General features: G+C 39.4%; 18 protein-coding genes. 6 read left to right on the top strand and 12 right to left on the bottom strand.

Annotation, left to right across the window (positions count from 1 at the left end):
- Entirely contained in the window at positions 1-1,497 is a 1,497-nt protein-coding gene (trpE, locus tag FBQ94_RS03330) for an anthranilate synthase component I (protein ID WP_007220516.1), read from the bottom strand.
- A 278-nt stretch (positions 1,498-1,775) separates the two neighbouring features.
- Positions 1,776-3,449 carry an alginate export family protein gene (locus tag FBQ94_RS03325; RefSeq protein WP_007220515.1) on the bottom strand — a complete coding sequence of 558 codons (1,674 nt, stop codon included), beginning with the start codon at positions 3,447-3,449 and terminating at the stop codon, positions 1,776-1,778.
- A 760-nt stretch (positions 3,450-4,209) separates the two neighbouring features.
- Between FBQ94_RS03325 and FBQ94_RS03320 the strand changes: the two genes are divergently transcribed.
- The 4 genes from FBQ94_RS03320 to FBQ94_RS03305 all read left to right on the top strand — a co-directional run bounded on the left by FBQ94_RS03320 (position 4,210) and on the right by FBQ94_RS03305 (position 8,179).
- Positions 4,210-5,394, top strand: a complete 1,185-nt coding sequence (locus tag FBQ94_RS03320; protein WP_007220514.1) for an SPFH domain-containing protein — start codon at positions 4,210-4,212, stop codon at positions 5,392-5,394.
- Between the two features lie 115 nt (positions 5,395-5,509).
- Positions 5,510-6,679, top strand: coding sequence for an SPFH domain-containing protein (locus tag FBQ94_RS03315; protein ID WP_007220513.1), 1,170 nt, complete (start codon positions 5,510-5,512; stop codon positions 6,677-6,679).
- Positions 6,680-6,910: 231 nt separating this feature from the next.
- Positions 6,911-7,507 (top strand): carbonic anhydrase, encoded by a 597-nt coding sequence (locus tag FBQ94_RS03310; RefSeq protein WP_007220512.1) that lies wholly within the window; start codon positions 6,911-6,913, stop codon positions 7,505-7,507.
- Positions 7,508-7,615: 108 nt separating this feature from the next.
- Positions 7,616-8,179 carry a carbonic anhydrase gene (locus FBQ94_RS03305; protein WP_007220511.1) on the top strand — a complete coding sequence of 188 codons (564 nt, stop codon included), beginning with the start codon at positions 7,616-7,618 and terminating at the stop codon, positions 8,177-8,179.
- A gap of 159 nt (positions 8,180-8,338) precedes the next feature.
- Here the strand turns inward: FBQ94_RS03305 and FBQ94_RS03300 are convergent, their stop codons facing one another.
- Positions 8,339-9,130: a formylglycine-generating enzyme family protein gene (locus tag FBQ94_RS03300; RefSeq protein WP_007220510.1), complete on the bottom strand. Its 792-nt coding sequence runs from the start codon at positions 9,128-9,130 to the stop codon at positions 8,339-8,341.
- Between the two features lie 3 nt (positions 9,131-9,133).
- On the bottom strand, positions 9,134-10,189 hold the full coding sequence (locus FBQ94_RS03295; RefSeq protein ID WP_007220509.1) for a hypothetical protein: 1,056 nt from the start codon (positions 10,187-10,189) through the stop codon (positions 9,134-9,136).
- A gap of 243 nt (positions 10,190-10,432) precedes the next feature.
- Here FBQ94_RS03295 and serA point away from each other — a divergent pair, with 243 nt between their 5' ends.
- Positions 10,433-12,013: a phosphoglycerate dehydrogenase gene (serA, locus tag FBQ94_RS03290; protein WP_007220508.1), complete on the top strand. Its 1,581-nt coding sequence runs from the start codon at positions 10,433-10,435 to the stop codon at positions 12,011-12,013.
- 31 nt (positions 12,014-12,044) lie between these two features.
- Here serA and FBQ94_RS03285 read toward each other — a convergent pair whose 3' ends face one another.
- Together FBQ94_RS03285 and FBQ94_RS03280 are read right to left on the bottom strand one after the other, a co-directional pair.
- Positions 12,045-12,776, bottom strand: coding sequence for a metallophosphoesterase family protein (locus FBQ94_RS03285; protein ID WP_007220507.1), 732 nt, complete (start codon positions 12,774-12,776; stop codon positions 12,045-12,047).
- Between the two features lie 36 nt (positions 12,777-12,812).
- Entirely contained in the window at positions 12,813-13,616 is an 804-nt protein-coding gene (locus FBQ94_RS03280) for an ABC transporter permease subunit (RefSeq protein WP_007220506.1), read from the bottom strand.
- Positions 13,617-13,818: 202 nt separating this feature from the next.
- Between FBQ94_RS03280 and FBQ94_RS03275 the strand changes: the two genes are divergently transcribed.
- Positions 13,819-14,685: a ParB/RepB/Spo0J family partition protein gene (locus FBQ94_RS03275; RefSeq protein ID WP_007220505.1), complete on the top strand. Its 867-nt coding sequence runs from the start codon at positions 13,819-13,821 to the stop codon at positions 14,683-14,685.
- On the opposite strand, the gene pyrG is transcribed toward FBQ94_RS03275, so the two are convergent.
- From pyrG to FBQ94_RS03245, 6 genes are all read right to left on the bottom strand, one after another.
- Positions 14,682-16,292 (bottom strand): CTP synthase, encoded by a 1,611-nt coding sequence (gene pyrG / locus FBQ94_RS03270; RefSeq protein ID WP_007220504.1) that lies wholly within the window; start codon positions 16,290-16,292, stop codon positions 14,682-14,684. The two genes, FBQ94_RS03275 and pyrG, sit on opposite strands and share 4 nt — an antisense overlap.
- Positions 16,285-17,052, bottom strand: a complete 768-nt coding sequence (kdsB, locus tag FBQ94_RS03265) for a 3-deoxy-manno-octulosonate cytidylyltransferase (protein WP_007220503.1) — start codon at positions 17,050-17,052, stop codon at positions 16,285-16,287. Before kdsB ends, pyrG begins: the two co-directional genes overlap by 8 nt.
- Positions 17,053-17,494: 442 nt before the next feature.
- Positions 17,495-18,523 (bottom strand): ABC transporter ATP-binding protein, encoded by a 1,029-nt coding sequence (locus tag FBQ94_RS03260; protein ID WP_285441984.1) that lies wholly within the window; start codon positions 18,521-18,523, stop codon positions 17,495-17,497.
- 51 nt (positions 18,524-18,574) lie between these two features.
- Complete coding sequence (locus FBQ94_RS03255; protein ID WP_007220501.1) at positions 18,575-20,179, bottom strand: ABC transporter permease; 1,605 nt, start codon at positions 20,177-20,179, stop codon at positions 18,575-18,577.
- A 106-nt stretch (positions 20,180-20,285) separates the two neighbouring features.
- Positions 20,286-21,284 (bottom strand): extracellular solute-binding protein, encoded by a 999-nt coding sequence (locus FBQ94_RS03250; RefSeq protein ID WP_007220500.1) that lies wholly within the window; start codon positions 21,282-21,284, stop codon positions 20,286-20,288.
- Entirely contained in the window at positions 21,281-22,513 is a 1,233-nt protein-coding gene (locus tag FBQ94_RS03245; RefSeq protein WP_040543243.1) for an MFS transporter, read from the bottom strand. The genes FBQ94_RS03250 and FBQ94_RS03245 overlap by 4 nt, the downstream gene beginning before the upstream one ends.
- Position 22,514: the final 1 nt, after the last annotated feature.

Raw genomic sequence — 22,514 nt, 5'->3', positions numbered from 1 at the left:
TTAACCTAATTTTTCTGCAAGTTCTATCGCTTTCAATAGACCCTTAGCCTTATTTAAAGTCTCCTCATATTCCCGTTCCGGAATAGAATCCGCAACAATTCCGGCGCCGGCCTGGATGTAAGCATCGTTGTTTTTTAAGAGAATAGTGCGGATCGTGATACACGTATTTACGTTTCCAAAGAAATCGAAATATCCAACAGCTCCTCCATAGGGACCTCGCTTCGTAGGCTCGATTTCATCAATAATTTCCATTGCTCTTATTTTTGGCGCGCCAGACAAGGTACCGGCAGGTAAACATGCTTTTAAAGAATCAAAGGCATTTTTATCTTCCTGCAATACACCACATACACTGGATGTTATATGCATTACATGTGAATATTTTTCAATTACCATCTTTTCTTCAATATGTACACTACCATAGCGCGACACCCTTCCCACATCATTCCTTCCCAGGTCTAAAAGCATGATATGCTCAGCGCGCTCTTTAGGGTCTGTAATCAATTCCTGAGCAAATATTGTATCTTCTGTATCATCTTTCCCTCTTTTTCTCGTGCCGGCGATAGGCCTTACAGTAATCTTCGCATCTTCCACCTTTACCATAACTTCAGGTGAAGACCCAATGAGTTTCAGATTCCCCAGCTTTAAATAAAACATATAGGGGGATGGATTGATCACCCGTAAAACGCGGTAGATATCGAATGGATCCGCCTGCGTTTGTGTCTTTAAGCGTTGAGAAATAACTACCTGGAATATATCCCCCGCACGAATATATTCCTTGCACCGATCTACAGCTTTCAGAAAATCAGCCTTTGGGAAATTCGAAGAAAACGAAATATTGACTTCTCCATGAGTCGTAATATCATCACTTAAAGATGTTACCGGTGTTCGAAGTTTTTCGATGATACGATCGATCTTTTGTGTTACTTCTGTATATATACCCTCTCCATATTCTTTATGAATGTGCGCTGTACAAACAACCTTAATAGTTTTTGTTACATGATCGAATATAATTATCGTATTATAAAACATCACCTGTATATCAGGAAGCGACAGATCATCATGAGGCGGATTGGGAAGCCGCTCAAAATAGCGTACCGTATCGTACCCAAGATAACCAGCGGCACAGCTAAAAAATTTTGGCAGACCCTGTACCTGAACAGGGATAAAGGCCTTCATTTCCTTATGTAAAACCTCTAAAGGGTCTTCTGCATATAGTATTTTTTGCTCATGGGCGCCTCGTTTTATCTCTACACGATTACCAAACGAAGTAAATTCAATAAACGGGTCTGAACCAAGAAGCGAATAGCGGGCAATCTTTTCTCCGCCCGCAGCGCTTTCAAGTAAAAATGCACAGTCAGTATCTGAAATCTTCTGAAATGCGGATACCGGCGTGAGGGTATCTGCAAATAATTGCCGATAGACAGGAATAATGTTACCTTTTCCGGTTTCTGCCAACTGCTTAAATTCGTCAAAGGTGGGAAAATATCTATTGTTCATAATCTTAGGAATTTCCATCTATTATGTAGAGTGCCCTATCAGGGTTGTTCTGCAAGACTAAGGCCTTGCCCTACATTTTAATACCTTAACTTAGCTCGCTACTATACGCCTGACAATAAAACAAATAAAATACAAGTATACCAAATAATTTAATTTCAAGAAATTATTTTATTTTGCCGATTACAATTTTAGCAAAAAAAATGGGTGTTGCATATGCAACACCCATTATAGGTATATAATGACACTACATTAAAAATTAAAAACAACTGAATCAACAATTAGAACGTAACCGTGGTTTGCAGATAACCCCAGTGGGTATCAATATCATCGATTTCATCCTCGATCCAATCCTCTGGTCTGAAAAAGGAATATCCAGCAAGGATTTTAACGTTTTTATACAGGTCGTAGCTTACGGTTAAATCTATTTCTTGTGCAAGGTTATCATCGTTACTTGCATAACTGCCACCAACACCGCCAGGCCTTGTACCGGTAGCAAGTAAACCATTAGCAAAATACCAACCATCTTCCTCTTCATCCAGCAAGAAGTAATGATAATCGACCTGTACCGTCAATTTGTTTGTAGGCACAACCTTTATATTACCCCTGAAGTCATGTATGTTTTGCCAGGAAATCAAATCGATGAAACCATAGTTTCCCTGCCAGTGGTTTGTTGGATAGAGGTTATCAAACGTCTTGTGGTCATTATCCGAAGGATCATCATCACCTGAAGCATAATCATATTCAACACCAACACGGGGTGTCCATGGCAATTCTTTGAAGGTATAACCCGCTCTGGCGGCAATAGCCCATGCCTCCTGGTCCTGAGTTCCATACTCTCCACCCTGGAAGTGTGACTCTACCGTATAATCTATAGCATCTAAACCTGGAACCTTTCCATCGATCCTTATACCGAAATCGTGGATAACAACGTCATCCGAAGCTCCTACAGGATCAAATCCTGTTGCGGTAGCACTATTAGCGACACTGTCCTGGTCGTTTTTCTGAATATACATAAGCTCTAATAAAGCGCCGGGTATAAGCTTTTTGAATCCTAACTGTGCTGCATAAATATTTTCATCAGAATTGCCATCGTTATCAGTTTCTGCAGTCGTCCAGCCATCTTCATCTACCTTTGCGGCAAACGCCTCAGCATGTATGGCATCCGTATCCCACATAAAACGTCCACCATCGAATGTACGGCCAACGTTAGACCATACAAAGTTACCGATAACCCTATGATCTCCCCATATAATTTCCTGACGACCAACCCTTACTGTTAACGGAAGATCAAATAACTTTTTTAAATCAAAATAACCTTGATGAATATCTAAAATGGTATTCTCATCATAAGCATGCGCAAATCCGACCGTAGTACCTTCTGCACCAAATGTCCTTGCATCTTGAAGCTGAATAAATACCCTTAAATGCTCATTTACATCAGCATCTGCCCAGAGTCTTGTTTGATTCAAGATGTAATCATCATCCACTGACCTATTCCTTGTAGTAGCAGGTCCTGAACCACCAGGCAGGGTTGCATTGCTTGTTGGTACCTGGTAAAAACCGTTTGCATATTCCGCCCTTGTTCTGATCTGGCCGCCGAGCTTTACCCTCTTTGCAAACTCGGAGTAAACATTTCCTGTTATATCTTCAGCCTTTAGGGTAGGCTCCGCCTGGGCAGCGGTTTTCATTTCTTCCTTTAATGTATTAACCTCATTTCTCAATGCTTCAACATCCTCTTTTGCATCAGATGATGCATCTGCCGTTAATTTCTCCTGCTTAACAGACTCGATCTGCTCCGTTAGGCTTGAAACGGATGCCTTTAAAGCATTTAACTCCTTTTCCATGTCTTCTATAGACTTTCCATCCGCCCCAAACGACTGGGTACAGGTTGCAACGCAGAAGACGGCGGTAGCAAAACCACCCATACAGGTCTTCCACAAAGCTTTCTTCATTATTCTCCCTCCTTATATAAAAGGACAAATAGGACCCTAAGCTAAACGAGACTCAGTCAATAAAACCTAAATACTACTAAAAATTAATCTTAGAGTAGTTAGCCTCCTTTCTCCTCCTCTTTCTTTTCTAAAAAGCATTTTAGCAAAGCGGGACATTATAGTAATAAAACTAAAAAAGTCAAGCCTTTTTATAAAACCTAAAATTACAGCCGGCAGCCAGACACGAAAGAGCGCAGATGAACACGGGTTTTTGACAATATTTATAAGAAGCTATGTTCATCATCTATTAAAATTGGTAATTTATAAATATACCTGTATACCATAATATTAAACTGTATCTTGTTATGGAATTTAGACGGTGTATGCAATAAAGACAAATATCATTCCCAAAACATTATTCTTGGATAAATATTACATTAGTAATTACATAACAATCATTTATAGTAAAAGCCAATACTAATTTCTTATCATGAGATGTGGCAAAATATATACCTCGGTATTTCATAAATGAAATATTTTTTACATTGTGCATCAATACTTAGTTAAATTAGTAGTTACTCAAAGCTATAAATGAATTTAAGTATCATTAACATAATTTACAATACTGAAAAAATATAACTTTGTTTATTTTTAATTTTTTATTGACCTTAGCGTAACACACTCTTATAATTTTCTTGAACCACAAATGGCACACTTTTATAATCTAGGTTTATTATCGCTTACTGATAAATAACTTAAGCATACTCATTAAAGGTAGTTTATGGACAAAGACTTTAAACCAAAAGCCAGGTTTCACCATATGTATCGGAATATCATTGTAGCACTTATTGCATTATTGATTATAGCAGGTGGTATATATGGCGGCAGAGAATTAAGCTGGAAAGAGATTGCAGCTGACGAAGTGGCAGTAGTTGTAAATAATCTCACAGGGGGAATAAAGCTTATTAACAGGGCAGGAGCTGTTCTCTATTATCCTTTTATTCAAGATATATATGTACTGGATAAGCGTGAACAGGTCTTAAAGATGACATCCGCAGAAATAGATGAAAAACATCCTCAAGGTAACCCGTTAACTATTAAAACGATCGATGGTGGAGATGTCGTGTTAGATTTACAGATTCAATACATGTTGAAACCTGAATTTGCGATGTTTATTGTCCAAAATACCGGTGTTGGAGATGTATTTAAAAGAAAATGGCTTTACGATTATGCACGAACTGTATGTTATTATAATTTTGGCGAATTAACGCTAGGCGAATTCCCCATTGCTTCCAAGCGTGACGTAAAGGCACAAAAGGCACGTGAAGAGATGAATAAAATGCTTGATCCACACGGACTTTACGTTACTTCTATTAACCTTTCTGACTACCGTTACTATCGGGAATATGCTGAAAAAATACAGGAACGAAGACTGGCGGATAAAGAGGTTGAAGAACAAAAGACACGAGCCTCCGCCGCAATGGAAAACCAAAGAAGGGTTGTAGTTGAGGAAACAAAAAAGCTTGAGGTAGAAGTAGCGCGGTTTCGGGGAGAATGTGACAAGCGCATCATGGATGCAAGAGGTAGCTCTGAAGCGAAAAAACAGGATGCCGATGCTTACATAATCCAGAAAAGATATGAAGCTGACGCAGAATTTGAAAGACTAGCAAAGCAGGCAGATGCTGTTCTCGCCACGGTAAAAGCCGAAGCGGAAGGTATTAAGGCATTACGTATAGCACTAGAGGGAGATGGAGGACGCAATCTGGTTAGGCTTGAATATGCGAAACGTTTAAAACAAGCAATTGTAAGAAGCACACCTATTATCAGACAAGGTATTGAAACTCCCCAAAGCATACAAAGGTTTAAATATATTGAGGATGCGCCAAAGATTGATTACATGTTCCCGGAACCACCTGATGCTGCTTTAGTAAGTCCTTTAAAGCCCGGGCCTGATAAATCTCCGTAAGAAAATTAACGGTATGTTTTGTAATAAAGATTTCTTCACTAAGGAAAAATTTTTAACAACATTTGCTTTCGTGAAATCGTACATCATAAATTAATATATTTGTAAAGAGGTGAAAATGCACATAGGAAAATTTACCGCGAAATATATAATTCCTATAGGTATTCTTGTATTTATCGCTATTTTTGTTATTGGTGTAAAATTTTTCGTCATTAAGGTTGGTGTTGACCAGGTAGGGGTAAGGACAATTATCTGGGGTGTGAAAAGAGGTATTGTCCAAAGGGACTATGGGCCGGGATGGCACAGGGCAATTACTGCTATTGACCAGTGGGATCTTTACGACGGTACCGTCCAAACACTAGAACTTGCGAAGGAACCTTCCCGTATAGGACATGATGAAAGAAGAGAGGCTGCAATACGAACTGCAGATGACTATGATGTATCGGTAGATATGATTGTTAAGTATCAAATAAAAGAAGGTGAGGCGTGGAAATTAAGACAGGATTTAGGTACTGGTGAACGCTACAAAGTTATCGTTGAGAATGAAACGCGTGACGTTGCGAGAAGCATATTCGGTAGAATGGTGGAGCGTGATTTATATAACCCTGACGAAAAAAGAAAAAGGGCGGAAGAATGCAAAATACAACTCATGGAAAGGCTTTCGCCGCGCCACGTAAATATTATTGATGTGCTTATCCTGGAAATGAGATTCGATCCGCAGCTTGAGAGGAAGATCAAAAATATTAAATTAGCTGAACTTGACAATGTATTAAATAAATCAAAAGCCCTTGCCGCTGAACAGCGCGGTATTACCCAAACTATAGAAGCAGATACAGAAGCCCTTGCGCAGAAAATCGTAGGTGATAAGGAAAGAGCAATTACCGTACTTGATGCTGAAACAACGAAAACAACGATAGAACTCCTTGCTGAAGCTGATAAATACCTGGTACAAAAGAAAGCAGAAGCCGACCTTTATAAGCAGCAGCGCATAGCAGATGGAACATTGTTAATTAAAAAGTCACAGGCAGAAGGAGAAGGATTAAGAAGGGAAGCCCTTTCTGGTTTAGGCGGTGATATTATTATTGCTATGGAAGCAGCAAGAAACATGAATTTAGCAGATGTTAATATCTCAAGCCTTGATTTGAATCTCCTTGATGTTGACGATATGGCAACCCGGCTTGGCGTAACAGATACAAGAGGAATACTTCGTGTAGATCCAAAAACATTTAAACAAATCCAGGAGATGTTAAATCAACCAAAAACTCCTGATACTGCAAAACCAAAATAACACTCGCCCGTCCGCTTTTTCGGAGCATATAAATGGTTGAATTAAGCCGTTTATATGCTCTCCTGCATACATTAAAAATCATTTCTTTTTTTCTATCGTATTATCAATCATGTAGTTACCATATTTTCATTATATGGAATAAAACTTGCTAATATGCTTAAACGTGATTAAATTTATTAGCTTTACTTATATTTTCATATTATTTTGACTAAATTTTAGAAGATAATAATTATGCATTACATAAAAAAGATACTAAAGAAATCTAAAGCTGTCCATATCATAGTGCTGTTCATTACGATAATGAATATCGCCAAAACAAACAATGTATTTGCAGATACAGAATCTAAAGATGTCGGGAAAATAAAAAAATCGACCAAATACTTAAAATTTTTTGATGAGAAAACGCATTGGTGTGACGCCCTGGTAATTACGTGCAGCGATTTCCGGTTTACTACCGCTACGCAGGAATTTATTAATGACAGGCTTGGATTAAAAGGTAACTATGATTATATCTCCATCCCTGGCTCTATTCATAACCTCTTGAATTCAAAAACAAGAAGCATAGTCTTAAATACATTTGGCGTTTCTGTCCGATTACATCATGTGAAACGTATCATTATTCTCGGACACCAGGACTGTAACGCAGGCTACGGAGGTTCTAAAAGTTTTTCTGAACCTGCGGCAGAATATAAGGCAATTTGTAAGGATTTAAAAAAAGCACGAAGGCTCATGCGTATAAGATATCCTCATTTAAAAGTATATCTATACTACGGTACTGTTTTATTTAAAGATCATCAACGCATATATAATTTTAAACAAATTTTATAATTATTAATTATTTTAATATTCATCTTATGGTAGCTTTCATTCATTGTGTATTACAATACCGATCTTTTTGTATTTTATTTTCTAACCTTACTCTTTGAAATATTTCAAATGAATAAAAATTGGAAATTCGTATGTCTGGGCATTATCTTGTCTTTTATCATTTCTCCAGGCTGTGCCTATAATAAATCATCTTTACCCGATTTACTTGTGGACAACCAGCAAATAGCCATCACTGCAAACCCCGATGCGGCAAGAAATGATTGCGATACCTTGGTAATCACCTGCATTGATTATCGGTTTGCGATAGCAAACCAGGAGTTTATAAACAACACCTTGGGATTAAAAGATAATTATGATCACATTTCTATACCAGGCAGTATCTACAATCTGGTAAATCCGGAAACACGGGACCTGCTCTTTAGTAAGTTCTCTCTCTCGGTAAGTCTCCATCTTATAAAACGAATTGTTATTATTAGCCATAAAGATTGTGGAGGATATGGAGGGTCCGTATCGTTCGGTTCTGAAATAGCCGAATATGAAACTCTTTGTACAGATTTAAGAAATGCCAGAGAATTATTAATAGAAAGATATCCCACGCTTGAAGTGGATTTATTTATAGAGTCTTTAACAACGGAAGAAAAACCAAAGGTCCGGTTTGAGAAAATACCCTGATTAACGTTTCAGAGCGAAAGAACGTATGGGGGAAATGCTTAGAGGATTAGCGTTTGAATAAGTATTACAAGGCGAGGTTGTCTCGCTTGACTGAAATTATCTGCGATAAGCTTTGAAATATTATAAATCATTCTGTATGTATACAGGAATTCCAACGTATTATTTTTCCGCTGATTTTACACAACGAAATCCAATTTGCGGACTCTCGGCATACCAAGGTACCCGATAGCGCGCCGCGCACCGTGCATAATGTCCAAAATACAGGAAGCTACCACCACGGACAACCCTTTGCAGACCGGAATCAGGACCTGCAGGATTTTTTTGTAAAGATACGTAATAATAGTTTTGATCATAATAATCAGCACACCATTCCCAGGCATTCCCTGCCATATCATAACATCCGTAAGGGCTTTTACCATTCTCATATTTTCCAACCGGTGTTGTTGCTTTGATCACAGATTCCCACACATTACATTTCTCTTTGTCAAATTTGTTCCCCCATGGCCATACACGCTTATCCGTACCACGTGCAGCTTTTTCCCATTCTGCCTCCGTGGGTAATCGTTTTCCAGCCCAGGTTGCATATGCAACAGCATCTTCCCAGGTAATACCGACAATCGGCTGCTTGGGCTGATTGAATCTGACATCATTCCAGCAACGTGGCATGCGATGCCCCGTTTCTTCTACAAATTTCTTATATTGTTCATTGGTTACTTCATATTTATCTATATAAAAAGCATCCAGATAAACACGATGCTCAGGCCCGTCGTAAATATTATAAGCCAGGAGAAAAGTCCAATCATAGTAGGTACTATCACCCATGATAAATTCACCGGCAGGCACCAAAACCATATCAGGATATTTCTCTTCAGCAGCCAATGATTCTTTTAAAGTATGAATAGAAAGACAACAGAACAAAATCCATACTATGAGATATGTATGCTTAACCAATTTTTAATATCTCCCTTTTGGAACGATTTCATATTTTGCAATATCCACCGGTGCATATCCACTGATAATTTCATTAAAGGTTCGAATTTCACCCTTCTTAAAAGTCTTGATTGCAAAATCCTGTGTAAAGAGAAGTATGTCTGAGGCGTTGTAAATCTTAATTGCGAATCTTACAATGCTCTGGTCTCTATCTGATACATTCTTAATCTCGCCTCTAATCTGAGAGGAAGACCCGAAAGGAAGAAGTTTTACATTTCTCAGGTAAAAATCATCCCCAAGTTCTTCGAAACCCTCTTCTTCAGGGGTTGGCGCACGCTCTTCCTCAACCACCTTGGCAGTTTCTGTGCCTTCAACGATTTTTACCGTTTCTGTGCCTACGGGCGGCTGCGCTTGCACTGCCCCGGCTGTTACTGTTCCGGTTGGGGGCGGAACTCCTTTTTCCAGCTTTTTTACCTGTTTTTGTAAATCACCAAGGGTCTTCATTTGGTCTTCGAAAGATTGCACACGTGTTTTCATACCCTCTTCAACAGCGGCCATCTTTTTTTCCTGTTCACCTAGTTTTTCTGTCACTAATCTGCTGAGGTCATCGATAGCTTTTTTGATTGGTTCTAACGGTCTTTGCGCCTCTTGATATCTCTTTTCAAGCACAGCGGTTTTTACCTCCTGATCCTCAACGCGTTTCGTCAAATCAGATAGTAATTTCTTTAAGACAGCAAGGGTTTCATTAAAAGAAGTAAGCGTAGCGCCGATCTCTGCTACAGAAGCGCTTCTCTCAATGGCCATTACTCTTGGAAGAACCGAATCCAGCCTCTCTTGCATCCCCTTAATCTCTTTCGAAATTCCACTAAGAGGAGCCAAACTCTCGTTTACATTCTTCTGAAGCGTATCAAATTGACTGCTCAAGGTATCAAAATTCTTCATCCAGCCAGAGAGAGATTTTTGGAAATTCTCCAAGTTATTTAAGACTTCTTGCGATCCATCCTTAGCATAAGTACTCTTTGTAACAGGGATAGTAAACAGGAGAAACATACTTAATACTATGGCAATTATACCTTTCATTGAATGGAGCTCCATTTGATAGCTATATAATTCATAAAAATAAACAGTAGTAGTTTAACAAATATTCTTATACATCGCAAATATTTATCAGCGCAAAAAAAGCAGAAAAAACCTGAGTAGTTTCAAATTGATTTTACCTAATAAAATTGTTATTATTAATAAGATTAATTCTATACGCCTGAGAAAATACGGTCTGATTGAAAATAATTATATTTATGGTTTGTTATTTTGAAAGAGGTCGAAATGCTGGTTCTGATTGCAGATGAACTTCCCGATATATGTATTGAAATACTTGAAAAAGCTGGCCTTGAGGTTTTAAAAAAACCCGGCATAAAAGCAGATGAATTAAAAACAATCATCCACTCCTGTGATGGAATTATCTTACGCAGTGGCACAAAGATTACAGCGGCCTTACTTGAAAATGCTCAAAAATTAAAGGCGGTTTGCCGTGCTGGAGTCGGAGTTGATAACGTAGATGTTTCCGCTGCTACCAAAAAAGGTATCGTAGTCATGAATACACCGGAAGGGAATATTACTTCAACCGCCGAACATACGGTGGCCTTACTATTTTCTCTTTCACGTTTTATACCACAGGCATGCTCGTCGGTAAAAGCGGGAAAGTGGGAAAGAAAACAGTATACCGGTTTTCAAATTGCCGGAAAGACTATCGGTATCATTGGACTTGGCAGGGTGGGAAGGCAGGTTGCAAAACGTGCCAAGGCCTTAGAAATGAAGGTAATCGGGTATGATCCATTTATTTCCCAGGAAATTACATCTCAATATAGCATCAATATTACCAGGAATCTTAAAGAATTGCTTTCTCAGGCTGATTATATAACAATCCATGTGCCTTTCAATAGTGAGACTAAAAATCTTATAAGGCAACCCGAATTTTCTTGCATGAAAAAGGGCGTTCGAATTATCAACTGCGCACGGGGAGGGATTATTTCTGAAGAAGACCTTTACAATGCCATAAAAAATGGTCAGGTAGCGGGAGCTGCTATAGATGTATTCGATGTAGAACCGCCGGTAGGCAACAAATTACTCGAATTAGACCAGGTAATTGCAACCCCTCATTTAGGGGCATCAACAGAAGAGGCTCAATTTGCTGTAGCCGTTGAAGCTGCCGAACAAATGGCTGATGCGCTTACGGGAAGGGGATTTAGAAACGCGGTAAATCTTCCGCCTTACAATCCCGAAGAATATATCAACCTGAAACCCTATATCATTCTTGCAGAGAAAATGGGGTCGCTCCTTATCCAAATAGCGAAAGAAAATATACGGGCGATACATATTACTTATACAGGAGAAATCTGCAAGAAGAATGTTCGGCTCGTTACCGATAGTCTGCTTGTAGGATTGCTCAAACCTTCTCTTGAAGATGGCGTCAATCTTGTTAGTGCGCCCATTCTTTTAGCGGAGCGTGGTATTAAGGTTGATGTAACCACGAGTAACATTATCAGCGATTTTACTAGTTTGGTAACTGCAAAAATAACTACAGCAAAAGATGAACTGGTAATCTCAGGAGCAGTATTTGGCAAGAATGAGCCAAGAATTGTTGATATCAATGGCTACGGTGTAGAAGCTTCGCTGAACGAACACATGCTTGTTCTTTTTGGAAAAGATAAACCAGGCTTGATTGGTGATATTGGATCTCTTCTCGGCCGTAAAAAAATAAATATAGCCCAGATGGCGTTTGGAAGGAAAGAGATTGGCGGCAACGCTATTACGATTTTAAATGTAGATGCACTATTGCCCGTAGAATGCCTCCGGGAGATTGAAAAGTTGGGTCATATAGAATCGGCCCACCTGATCCATCTGTAAATTTGGCCATATTTACTCTATATCAATAGTATTAAATAATATGTTCTCTTAACCGCAAGGCGTTTATCCCTGGTAAATGCGCTGAGTATATCTTCTCTACGGCTTCGTTAATGTTATATTTTACGCGCTTAATCTTTACCATCTTCTCTTCTACGTAGTAAATAGCACAAGAAGCCCTGAGATCCCAATCCCGTGGCTGTCCTACGCTTCCTACGTTTATCAGCGCCTTTTCTGCGCCATTTAAGTCAAAAACATTCCCTCTATCAATATGCATATTCCCTCCTTTGTCTAAAAAAATTCCTAACGGCACATGAGTATGGCCATAGAAACAAACCGGTGTTTTTAAAATATCGAGATTTAATTGTGCATCAGGACCTGTTATTATATAATCAAAAAATTCCGGGTGGTTTAATGCTCCGTGGACAAGAGTAATACCCTCTAATTCTTCAATTAAGGGTAAATTTTCCAAAAAGCTTATATGCTCATCGGAAAGTTGTTTTGCTGTCCATAAAACGGCAGCTCTTGCATCAGCGTGGAAATAACCTAGAGGAAATTTCCCCACCACGGCATAATCGTGGTTCCCGGCTACGCTTATACAATTTAGCTCACGGAGCAAATCTATGCACTTTACTGGTTCAGCGGCATAGCCAATAATATCTCCGACACATAATATCTTATCGACTTGTTCTAGCTGAAGCTCATTAATAACCGCCGTTAAGGCATCATAATTACTATGAATATCGCCTATTATACCGTAGATCAATCACACATCCTTCCCTATAGACATCCTGCCTTTCATTTATTTACATTCTCTTTTATTAAAAAACTCACATGTCAACATTATAACAAGCATTATATACAGAATGGCGTATAGTAGTAATAATGCTACATAAGCGAGATTAAATTTCTGGAATCCGATTCTGGCGCCAATAGTGTTTAAACCACTAAGGTTCGGGAAAAATATAAAGAAAATTGATGCATACCAGGGGAAACCTTCTTCATTGCCCTGAAACAGCTTCTGGAAAAAATACGTTGAATTCCCCATGGCATAGATAAACAGACACAAGCTTAAATTTGATACCATAGGGATATAGAGAGCTCCTGCAATTGCAATTGAACAAATTATGGCTGCTTGAAAAAAAGAGCATACTAACTCAAAAAATACAGAATAACCAATATCAGCAAAGGAGCTTAACAATCCTTTGTGATATTCCAAAGAATCTTTGATACTCAACGAAACAGTCAAAAAAAGTCCCATCATTCCGCAGGACAGGAAAACAATAGCTAGTATGCCAAAAAACTTACCGAAAAGGATGGATTTTTTATTTACCGGTTTGCACAACAAGGTCATCATTGTCCCTTTTTCCAACTCACTGGATATGGTAATTGTTGCACTTAACGAGGCAAGACACAGGCAGCAGATCATAATTGTCGATATTCCCATTTCTTGTATCATCCTTGTTTCTTCCCCAAAGGCAAACAAGGTAAAGAAGAAAGATAGAAATATCAGCAAAATTCCACCGCATATAATAAAGTAAAACATCGATTGCCGTGTAACTTCTCGTATCGTGTTAACAGCAATAGAAAAAATGCATCCGTTCATAAAAAAATCTTGCAAATATAAAAAAATTTCATACACTAGCTAAAACTTAGTATGTTTCACGTGAAACATCCCTTACTGCATTAGAACATAAGTTATGCAACATCATATTCCAACGTATCTCCTACTTTGAGTTAGGATTAAATACTAGCATCCATAACCTCAGAATGCAATTGAAAATCATCAAGAAAAGGAGTGTTTGATTATGTCAAAAAAGGAAAAACTTAGCCGCAGCCTCCAGTCTCTCCTCGGAGGTGTTATTGGAATAGAAGGAGAGATAGAGCAGGCCTCCGTTGTAAAACTGAACCCTGAAGACATCCAGCCAAACAATCTTCAGCCCAGAGACATCTTTCGTGAAGATGAGATGCAAGGGCTCATTGAATCCATAAAAAAATATGGCATTTTGCAGCCTATCATTGTAAGACCGATACCACACGGATACATGCTCATTGCTGGTGAACGCCGATGGCGGGCAGCAAAACAGGTCGGACTAAAAGAAATTCCTGCAATAATTCGGTATACAGACGAATTAAGTAATCTTGAAATTGCCTTGATAGAAAATATTCAAAGGGAAGACCTCAATCCAATCGAAAAAGCCCGAGCATTCCGAGAATTAACGAATAAATTTGGACTTACCCAGGAACAGGTTGCAAAGGCTATGGGAAAAGATCGTAGCTCTATAACAAACTATATCAGACTATTAGATTTGCCTGAGGAAATTCAAGAGAATGTTTCACGTGGAACAGTATCTATGGGGCACGCAAGGGCGCTAGTATCTATTCAAGAAAAAGAAATGCAGTTAGATCTCCTTGAACGCATTCTAAAAGAGGGACTCTCTGTAAGAACGGTAGAAGAGATTGTCTCTATGGGAAAAGTACCCAGGACTGGCAAATCAACTTCCCCAAAAGAAAAATCTCCTCCACATATAGAAGACCTGGAAGACCGATTCAGGAGATTTTTCGGAACAAAGGTCACTATTAAGGAAAGGAACGGCAAGGGGAAAATTATGATTGTATTTCACACGAATGATGAATTTATCCGGATTACCAATGCCTTAGGAATTCATCCTTAATTGTTTTCTTTGTAAAAGCCGATAGCAGCCCGTATAAATTCTTTGAATAGCGGATGGGGATTTATAGGCTTTGACTTAAATTCAGGATGAAACTGTACACATACAAACCATGGATGATCCTTAAGTTCAATAATCTCTACCAATTGTTCATTCGGTGAATGGCCGCTGAAGATCATGCCCTTAGATAAAAATATCTCTTTATAGGTATTATTAAATTCGTATCTATGCCGATGGCGTTCCGATATATCCCGTCTTCCATACGCCTGAAACGCCTTTGTATTCACCTGCAGAACACAAGGCTGGGCGCCTAACCTCATAGTCCCTCCCTTGGAAGATACCTTGCGCTGCTCTTCTAATAAACTAATTACCGGATGGACTGTATTTATATCAAACTCTGTGCTATTTGCTCCCTTCAAATTACATACATTTCTTGCAAACTCAATGGTTGCACATTGCATCCCGAGACAAATTCCAAAAAAGGGAATCTTGTTTTCCCTCGCATATCGTATCGCCTCAATCTTTCCTTCAACGCCACGCTCACCAAATCCACCCGGCACAAGGATACCTGCGACCCCTTCAAGATACGACTTAACTCCGTTTTTTTCTATATCCATGGATTCTACCCTGCGTACCTTTACACGTGCACTATTGCCTACCCCCCCATGTATCAGAGATTCATAAATAGACTCGTACGCCGATTGATGACCTATATATTTCCCTACAATAGCAATTTCTGTGGCTTGGCTTGGATTTTTTAGTGTCTCTAGTATCGATAACCACTTATCAATATTATCGCCATTTGTCTTTAAACTTAATTTCTGGATAATAAGCTTATCTAAGCCCTGCTCAACAAGAATGAGCGGTATTTCATAGAGATAGGGTTTTACATCTTTCTCCTCAATAATTGCATTCTTATCCACATTGCAGAAAAGAGATAACTTCTCTTTTACCTCTGCACTCAAGTGCTTTTCAGTCCTGCAAATAATTATATCAGGCTGAATACCCGCCTGTCGCAACATCCCCACGCTATGCTGTGTTGGTTTTGTTTTTATCTCCTCGGCAGCACTGAGATAAGGGATAAGCGTCAGGTGAATATACAGCACATTTTCTCTGCCGACCTTTTGACCAAATTGCCTTATAGCTTCAAGAAATGGTTGATTTTCTATATCTCCCACGATACCGCCAATTTCAGATATAACGACATCCGTATCGGGCCCGTCCAGCTTTTGTATACACTCCATAATCTCATTGGTAATATGGGGAATCACCTGCACTGTCTTCCCTAAATATTCCCCTTTACGTTCTTTCATAATAACGGAGTAGTAAATTGAACCGGTCGTAAAATTGCAATACCTGTTCGTCTCGGTGTTTGTAAACCGCTCATAATGCCCCAAATCAAGGTCTGTCTCGGCGCCGTCCTCAGTTACATATACTTCCCCATGCTCATAAGGGCTCATAGTTCCCGGATCTATATTCACATAGGGATCAAATTTCTGAAGTCTTACCTTCAATCCCCTGCTTTCTAATAACATCCCCATAGAGGCAGAATTGAGGCCCTTACCAAGCGAAGAGACCACACCGCCAGTAACAAATATGTGTTTAGTCATGTTTATATTTTCCCATAAACGCTGTCAAATCATCCCTCGTGTCAATACCATGGGATGTATAGTTCGTAATTGCTACCTTTATCTTATAGCCGTTAAAGAGCGCCCTGAGCTGCTCTAGCTTCTCAAGATCTTCCAAAGGCGAAGCCGGCAGTTTCGTGTATTCTAATAAAAAATTTCTCTGATACGCATAAATACCAAGATGCCTCAGAAATAGGGCTCCCCGCTCATTCATCGGATCTTTACTATCTCGCACATACGGGATCTGTGAACGAGAAAAATAAAGCGCATATCCATAACGATCAAGCACAACCTTTACCACATTTGGATTCGATAATTCTGAGGCATTTGTTATGGTATTTGCAAGGGTAGCCATAGCAGCTTTATCGTCCTTTATCAAAGTATCAAAGACCTGATCTACCATTGCCGCATCTACCTCCGGTTCGTCTCCCTGTACATTTACGATAACGTTTGCATCCAACCGACTTGCTACCTCTGCAATTCTATCTGTTCCCGAGATATGCGATAAAGAGGTCATCTCTGCATCTCCGCCAAATCCTTTAACAATGTCGTATATCAATTGACTATCTGTAGCAACAATTACCCTGCTAATTCGTTGTGACTGTTTTACATTCTGGTAGACGTGCTCTATGATATATCTTCCGGTAATAGCTTTGGCTTCTGGCAGGATTAATTTCCCAGGGAGTCTCGTAGATGCATACCTTGCAGGAATAATAACAACCGCACTCAATTCTTTACCCAATTATTCATTATTTTAAGCATAACAATAAGCCCATAGTATATTAAAAATCTCTCTTATATTCAAATAATTTATTTTTAGAATAGGAATGATACATTTTGAAAATTATAAAAATTGAAATTTACAAAGATGATTAAAAATGATATATGTAATATTCTTGTCTTTTAGTATTCGATACGTACTATTTTGTATAACGGGAACAGTCTAGCTGTTTTCAGAAAAAGTCTTAAACCATGCTCTTAGTGATAGGAATTATATTCGGAGTCGTTTTTACGACTTTTCTGTTTGCTATACTTCGATCAAACAAGCAAAGAGAAGAAGAGTATAAAAAAATATATAGGGATATACGGAAAAAAGATTCCCCGCAGGATAATGATAATGGTAATACCTCAAGCTCATGTTAAATCATATCTATATGTTTATAAGTATTATGTAATCAAAATTGTTAAGCAAATAACAGCTTTATTTCTTTCACAGAAAACCTCACCGGCTTGCCTGTTTCGTGAACCCCTTGGTCGTACAAGGTCATCTCACATCCCGATATTGAAATGTGATATCTATATTTTCCTCTTATAAAATCTCGACTCGTAATTATACCCTCATAATAGCCGTTCTTCTCAATCAATGCTTGATGCGGTCTGAAAAAGAGAAATGCATCTCCCCTCTCATAATCTTTTGTGTTACACACGAATTCTCCCCATGGGGCTGATACTCTGTCTCTCCCCAGTATTCTTACTGGTAAGATATTTGATTCTCCTACGAAATTGGTCACAAAAAATGTTTTCGGAGAAAAATAAATCCCTTCAGGACTATCCACTTGCTCTATTACTCCTGCATTCATTACTGCTATCTTGTTTGCTAAGAGAAATGCGTCTTCCTGATCATGGGTTACGTAAACGGCGGTAATTTCCGTCTCCTGCTGAATACGTTTTATTTCCTTTCTAATATCATCACGCAATTGCACATCAATATTCGATAAGGGCTCGTCCATGAGGAGTAACTTGGGCTCTGTAACAATAGCCCTTGCAATAGCAATAAGCTGTTGTTGCCCCCCTGAAAGTCTCGATGGATACTCATTGGCATATTTTTTCATATTAACCTTATCGAGAACAGCCGCAATCCTTTTTTGTCTCTCAGCCCTTGTAAGCCCAATTGCCTTTAATCCAAACTCTATGTTTTTATATACCGTCATATGCGGCCAGAGGGCGAGGTCTTGAAATACCATTCCGATATGACGTTCTTTTTGGGACATCACTATCTTTTGGCTGCCGCTGGCAAGTACTCCATCTATCCAAATCTCACCATAATCGGGTAATTCTAAACCTGCAATTATTCTCAGCGTTGTTGTCTTTCCACATCCGGAAGGGCCTAAGAGGGCAAGTAGTTGTCCCCTCTCAACCTCAAAGGAAACACCTCTCACAACCTCCTTTTTACCAAGGATTTTTATTACGTATTTTACTTCAAGCATATTCATAGTAAATTTATTACCATAAGCAATCGTACTACTGTAGGACTCCACTCCCTTTTACTTCCATTTTAGGAAATATCTTGAGGTCGCAAGGAAAACACCGAGAGGTAATAGCGTCATTACCACAATGATAAGAGAAAGCGCTGAAACAATAGTTGCCGGACTGTTCACCATCACCGTGAATAGTGTTATCGGAAGCGTTTCGTGTCCCGGTGGATATACCAATATCGTTGTACCCAATTCTCCAACACAAAACATGAAGGAAATCAACCATGCAGCGACTATACCATAGCCTTGTAAAGGTACGATAATCTTCCTTAAAATACAGAACCATGGGGCACCCATTACTATGCCTGCTTCCTCTGTCGAGCTGGGAATTTGCTTAAAATAATTCGCCATAATACGGCTCGATAATGGCAAAAAACGCGCCCCATACCCCAAAATAATGATCCATAAGGAACCATAGATAAACTGGAATATACCTTCAGGCCTATTGCAGACCTTAATGAGTCCGACACCTATCACCGTTGCAGGCACTGCAAAGAATAGCCAAATAAACGGTGCTATACTGTTTCTCCATCTTGATTGGACTTTTTCTGAAAGATAGCCTAAAAAGAAACCCACAACGGTAAGAAATGTAGCCCCGATAGAGCCGTAAAGGACAGTATTTTTGATACCATTTCTCGCTAAACGAAATGCGTCATAATACACCGATACTGTTTTACTGCTAACAACAAGGGTAGTAAAAGGAACAATAACACAGAGAATGAAAATAAAGGTACAGAAGAGTGTACCTATCACGATGAGCCATCTCTCTTGATAATGTATCGTACCATGCGAAGCCCTTTTTCCCAATACCTCAAACGACTTTCCCCGGAAATAAATCTGCTCTAATATCATGAGGATAATGGTAATTCCTATAAGTGGGAAGGCAATTGCCGTTGCAGCTTTCTCATTATAAAAGGCACTAAACTGGGTAAATATCTGTGTCGTAAGTACATTAACCTGCAATAACGACGGTATCCCAAACTCAGAAAGCGACAGGATAAAAACAATCATCATGCTGGAAAGAATGGCAGGGGCGATTAAGGGTAACGTAATTTGTCGTACTACCTGAAAAATACTCCCTGCTATAAGGCCGCTCTCTTCAAGCCGTGGATTTACATTTTTTAGGGCATATTCAGTCATTAACATTACGACAGGAAAGAGATTTATCGAAAGGATAAACGAAGCACCATATAAACTATATATAAAATGTGAGACTGATTCAGGAGAAAGCGGCGTATATTGAGACAGGAGGGTATTCAAAAACCCTGTTCTTCCTAATAAATTTGCCCACGCAATACCTGCGATATAAGGTGGTATAATAAATGGGATAAGAAAACATATTTTAAAGACATTTTTAAAGGGAAGCTTTGTTTTTGCCAAAAAAAATCCTGTAGAAATGCCTGCAAGTGAGGACAACAGGGTTGTGATAGAAGCAAGGATAAGGCTATTAAGGATAACCCTTACATACCTTTGTGTTAAAAAAATATCCCTGTAATAAACAAATGAAAACCTGCCATCCTCATAGAGAGAGCTTCCAAACATCCACACAATTGGTATGAATGTGGTACAGACAAACAACGTAAAGAAAAAACCCAACGTTAACCTTTTTTGCATCTTTCAATAGTATATTCTAAAATTTGTCAAGTAGGGCAAGGCTTTCGCCTTGCAGAAGGCAACCCTAAAGGGTTTGCCCTACAGAATTGAATTTCTCAAACATAAATTAGTACCCTGCCCACTGCTTGAGAAATTCACCGATCTCATCAAGCTTTTGTGCAACTGCATGGTAATCAATATCCATACCTTTTATGGCATCAATTGTTACAACGTCTGCGGGTGTTCGTACATCGTATCTCAGTGGCATTTGTGCGCACGGTGCCCATGCCAGGCTTTTTTCAACTTCTTTACTCAAAAGAAAATCAATTAATTTTTTCCCATTGTCTGGATTTGGGCTGTTCTTTATAAGACAAACCATATTTGGCATAATAAGTGTGCCCATATCTTGCTGGTCCGGAAACACTAGCTTTACCGGACTTCCCTCCTGAATAACAACGTTCGCGTCATCAGTATCAGTAAGACCCACTATAACCTCTCCTCTTGCAACAAGTCGTTTTACCTCACCGTTCGATGAGACGATTTTTACACCATTTGCTTTTAAGTCTTGGAGAAACTTCCTTGCCTTTTCATCACCTAGTGTGATAAATAGGGCTGCCATATGTATGGAGGTAGTACCAAATAATGGGTTTGCGATGGCAACCTGCCCTTTCCATTCTGGCTTTGTAAGATCAAACAGGGATAATGGCTTCTCATCCATACTTATAAGACTTGTATTGTAAAGAATAATGCGGGCACGCGCGGAAAAACCAGTCCAATGTCCCTCATTATCCTTGTAGATTTCCGGGATATCTGCCGCGGAACTTGAGATATACGGTGTTGTTATTCCTTTCATCTCAAGCAACACAGGCCGTACCGGATCTCCACTCCAGAATACATCAGCCTGTGGATTATCCTTTTCAGCAATCAGGCGGTTAACCAAACCGGTACTCTTTGTTTCTTCCGTATCATAAATAGCACGAACCTTTATCCCTGTCTTTTTCTCAAACTGCTGAAGAACAGGCTCTGAGAAGACCTTATCTTCTGAGGTATAAACAACTACCTCTCCTCCAAGGCATATTCTTAGACAAAGTAATGGGACTAAAATCATCAAGGTAATAAATTTCATAATTTCACCTCTCTCTGTTTTTCTGGTACTTTCAGTGCAAAAATAAATGACGATACTATCAACAAAAGGGCAATAATAATGAACGAGTATTGATAACTCAGACGCGACAAAAGGAGCCCTGCTAAAATGGGACCCGCGGCATGGCCGATATCAAAGATACTTCCGAACGTCCCCATAGCAGCGCCATAGTTCTGTTCCTTACAGAAATCAGCAACCATAGCTGCCGAAGAGGAGGTTACAAATGCCTCACCAACACCAAAGATGGCAGCTAAAAGGATCAAAAAGTAAAAATCTTGCATCAAAGGGATACACGCTAAAGAAACAGCACATATCCACATCCCAGAGAAGATTATGGGCTTTCTCCCGTATCGATCGGAGATCTTCCCCATAACCGGTTTTGCAAGGATTGTTGTAACCACCTGTGCGCCCCAGAGAATTCCAGCCCGAAATGGATCCAATTTTGCTACAGTAACGGCATAGATAGGTAAAAAAGCCTCCAGGGCACCAACCGACAGATTCTGTATGCCTTCCATATTACTGGTGATAATGATCCGATAGTCGCTGGTGACCTCCCTGATACCTTTCAAGAACTTCCTCCATACTTCACTCAGAGGATTTTTGGTTTGTATGGTTCCTGATTTTCTTGAATTCATCAGTTTTACGGTAAAACCTAAAGAGATCAGACCAATAATCCCACAGACGAGATATGCATTATGAAAATGCTGTACAGAATTACTTCCGTTGCCGGACAGATATTTGAGGATATATCCGCCGAGTGGTGCACCAATGAGATTTCCGATAATGGTAATAGATGAAAATATCGAAAGCCTTTCCCCTTTTTTCTCTCCGGCAATATCGGCGATTGTTGCCATGGCAACAGGTCCATAGATCGATGTGGCCAATCCGTGGAAAAATCTGAGAGAAACGAGCTGCCAGTAACTTGTTACCAGATAGTAAACAAAAGGGGTACATGCAAAAACCAGGACGCTGAGAAACAGCATCTTGTATCTGCCATAAATATCGGAAAGTGTACCTGCTGGTAATTTGAAAAAGATACCTGTTATAGTAGAAGCACCGACAACAAACCCAATTGCCTCCGGACCTGCGCCCAATGATAACGCGAAGAGGGGCAATAGCGGGGTTCTTGCCATAGCATAACTTATCCTTGCGAAGAACCCCACCGTGCAAAGGGCAATGAATGGGGATAACACGCTGGTATTGTTTGTCATT

The organism is Candidatus Jettenia sp. AMX1, assembly GCF_030263775.1.
In the GTDB taxonomy this organism is placed as follows: Bacteria; Planctomycetota; Brocadiia; order Brocadiales; family Brocadiaceae; genus Jettenia; species Jettenia caeni.
Note: the sequence above shows the minus strand (reverse complement) of the source record. Positions and strands in the feature narration are given on the sequence as shown.